3 protein-coding genes and 1 pseudogene are annotated in these 2,944 nt (G+C 44.9%); all 4 read right to left on the reverse strand.

Annotated features, from left to right (window positions below):
- Positions 1-875 (reverse strand): RHS repeat-associated core domain-containing protein (locus FS736_RS23335; RefSeq protein ID WP_144481510.1); only part of this gene is annotated, 875 nt, incomplete at its 3' end.
- 36 nt (positions 876-911) lie between these two features.
- Positions 912-1,055, reverse strand: a pseudogene (locus FS736_RS25530) (hypothetical protein); the annotation flags it as partial.
- 436 nt (positions 1,056-1,491) lie between these two features.
- Positions 1,492-1,809 carry a DUF7716 domain-containing protein gene (locus FS736_RS23345; RefSeq protein ID WP_144481511.1) on the reverse strand — a complete coding sequence of 106 codons (318 nt, stop codon included), beginning with the start codon at positions 1,807-1,809 and terminating at the stop codon, positions 1,492-1,494.
- A 19-nt stretch (positions 1,810-1,828) separates the two neighbouring features.
- Positions 1,829-2,944: HNH endonuclease (locus FS736_RS23350; protein ID WP_144481512.1), on the reverse strand; the 1,116-nt coding region annotated here is incomplete at its 5' end.

Genomic DNA, 2,944 nt, shown 5'->3' on the forward strand with positions numbered 1-2,944 from the left:
GATGGCACTGGTTTCGGTGATGTGCCCGGATAGACTGGCTCCCAATATTCATGGGTATTGGTACCCACCTGGATCAGTTTGGTCTCTCCAGCTTTCACCCACGATGGTACTACCCCTCCGAATAAATCTTCTGCCATATGCCCCGTCGGATCCCACTGGTTGACCGGGTTGTTCATGACGTAGGAATAGCGGTTCAGTGTCTGAGTCTGACTGACATCACCTGGATAGGTGTCTTCGCTCATGAATCGTGCCTTGCCCGGGTTGTACCAGCGGGCGTTCATGTCGACCAGGCCAGATTTCCCATCGTAGCGCATGCCGGTGTAGCTATGGTAGTTGTATGGCGTCGTTGTTCCGGTGAAGATGCTGCCGAACGCGTCGTAGCGGTAACGCTCGATGATGTCGCCGTGTCGGTCGGTCACCTCGGACACTGCGCGTGTGCCGTCATATTGGTAGTAAAGCATGCCGCCGGTTGTTTTCAGCGCCGGGTCGTGTGCCGGGTTGGACAATCCATGCATGCCGAACATCTTGCGTGAGACGATCTGGTTGTCCGGTCCGTTGTAGTACTCTGCATAAGGAGATCCGGTCGCGCTGTATTCCTTATGGAGGACATTGGACAGGCCTTCGTACAGGTACGTTGTTTCCTTATGGTACACATGATCCTGGCCATTCTCCCCGTATTTCTTGTACAGGCCAAGCTTCTTGCCTTGTCCCGGGTTGTTGAATGGGCCGTTTCCGGATTTAGCGTTGTCATTGCAGTTGGCTTTGCCTTTGGCCTTGCCCTTACTATTCTCGTTGCCTTTCCCTTTTTCCTGCCCTTTTTTCAGGCCGTCAAAATCCTTCCAGGACATTTCTTCCCGGTAGATGCGGCGTCCCATTCCGTCATAGGAGTAGCCGACATAGCTTTCATCCTCGAACTCGGCGAGGGTCAGCTGGTCCCTGTTGTTGTAGCTGTACTGGACCTTGCCTTCGCTGTTTGTTTTGGAGATGACATTGCCGTTGTCGTCATACTCATAACGCTCTTTTCCGGCTTTCTGCAGCTGGCTACCATTACATATATTGTAATTTTCGTAACGATTTTTAAACGAATAGCGAGTATTATACGACCGTCTCTAGGAAAAATACAACCCAAAATTTATAAGCCAAAGTAGTATCAGAAACACTCTTTTACGTTACCCATTGTTATCGCTACAAGCTTTGTCATTCTCGTTAGTTTGTTAGCTATTCCAAGTCATAACTACCTCTCCTATGTAAAATGTCATCTCGCCTAACTATCGTACTTCTCTTACTATCCAAGAATTAAAACAATACTCCATGATGGTACTACCTTCATGAGCTTTCGATTTTCAATTAAATCATATTCTTTTTCTCCAACTTAAATATCAGCTGACTTTTGATATAAGGCAAAGTAAAAAAACCTTGAAAGGCATTTAGCCAATCAAGGTTAATAAATCTGTATTATTCTTGCTTTTCTAACATACGAGAGACAGCTGCTTAAGTAAACGATATAAAAGCATCATTTTTATAATAATAATAAAATGCATCAAATAAGTCTAATTCAGAGCACTCTATAAGTTGCTGCTGTGCATTATCAACAATATCTTGAACATCGGCTATAGATAACACATACTTAAAATCATTATCTAAAGCAAATTTAGGAACTTCTTCATCATCCTCTAAATCATCTAAATTATATAAATAGCACTTAGAGCTTAGAGACCATTCTTCATTACTAGATAAAAATAGCGAATCATCCCAATTGAAGTCCATCGCATTCAACAATACGTTTCTCAATTCTATTAATTTTTCCATAATTAATTCCTCCAATTAATTATCGTCCACCACCCCAATTTTCCATTCCACCACGTCCCCCTGGATGGAGAATTTGTTGTATTGGACCTTTTGCTTGATGTTGGTTCCTTGGTACTAATTGTAACACACCTTCGCGGTCTGCATGATGATGCCAAGTTACCTCTTTTGTAGGTGCATTACGTGAAAATTTCCCTCTGCTACCTGCTTGTACACCTTTATTAATTCCTGGGTATAATCCTTCCATTTGTTGTGCAAATTTTGAATCCTTCTGGAACGCATTATATAGTTGCTCATTAGCATTTTGAAAGTGTCTTGGCGAACTTACATTAGGGTACATATCTTTTGGTAAATTCACTTCATACGCAACAGAGTATATCCCTTTATCAGAAGACCACTTACTAGAATTACCCGTACCCTTAGCAACTAAATCATCACTTGGATTCTTCGCAAAGGTCTGCAAATCCATTCTTAAAAGTGGAGCTTCCTTCGTCGCTGTATCGACTGCTTTCAGGCTCTTGGTGGTACTTGTCACGGCTTTGCTGATGTTTACCCCTGAATTGATTTTCCCGGAAACACTTAACGGGTTGAGGATGGAAACGGCGTAATACGTTCCCCTTCCCAGGGTTTCATGCCCTGTCATCGCTCCCAGGGATGCGAAGGCTTCTTCCAACCCATGAGTGGTGTCGTACCGTTTTTCTCCGATAAAGCCATTTCTCATCTGGTTGATGCCGGCTTTCATGTTGTAATAGCCGTCCACGATCATATAGGATCCTGCTAAGGCACCCGCTACGGTAGGTGCTGTGAAGATCGCTAATGCCGCACCACCGACTGCTTCTGCTGCTCCTCCTACTACCTGTAGAGCACCTAATCCAATATCCCACCAGTTCTTCTCTGGTTTCGGGGTTTTTGGCGTTTCAGGCTGCGTCACTTTGACTAGCTTCGCCAATTCCTTCTGCAGGAATCGATCATAGGCCTGCGGCAACGAAACATCTACCGAGACAAGCTTTGCATCCGCCGGGAACCCGACCATCGCCCTGATCTTCTCCTGGTTGCCTTTTGCGATTTCCTCTGCGGAGATGAAGACATCCCACTGATAAGTTTCTGTTTCTGAGAAGGACTGCTCCCTTGGGTCATG

Origin of the sequence: Cytobacillus oceanisediminis 2691 (assembly GCF_007678455.1) — a bacterium.
GTDB lineage: Bacteria > Bacillota > Bacilli > Bacillales > Cytobacillaceae > Mesobacillus > Mesobacillus oceanisediminis_A.

Bases quoted from the DNA above. Each gene is read 5' to 3' on its own strand.
- FS736_RS23345 (WP_144481511.1), bottom strand. From the start codon at position 1,809: ATGGAAAAATTAATAGAATTGAGAAACGTATTGTTGAATGCGATGGAC.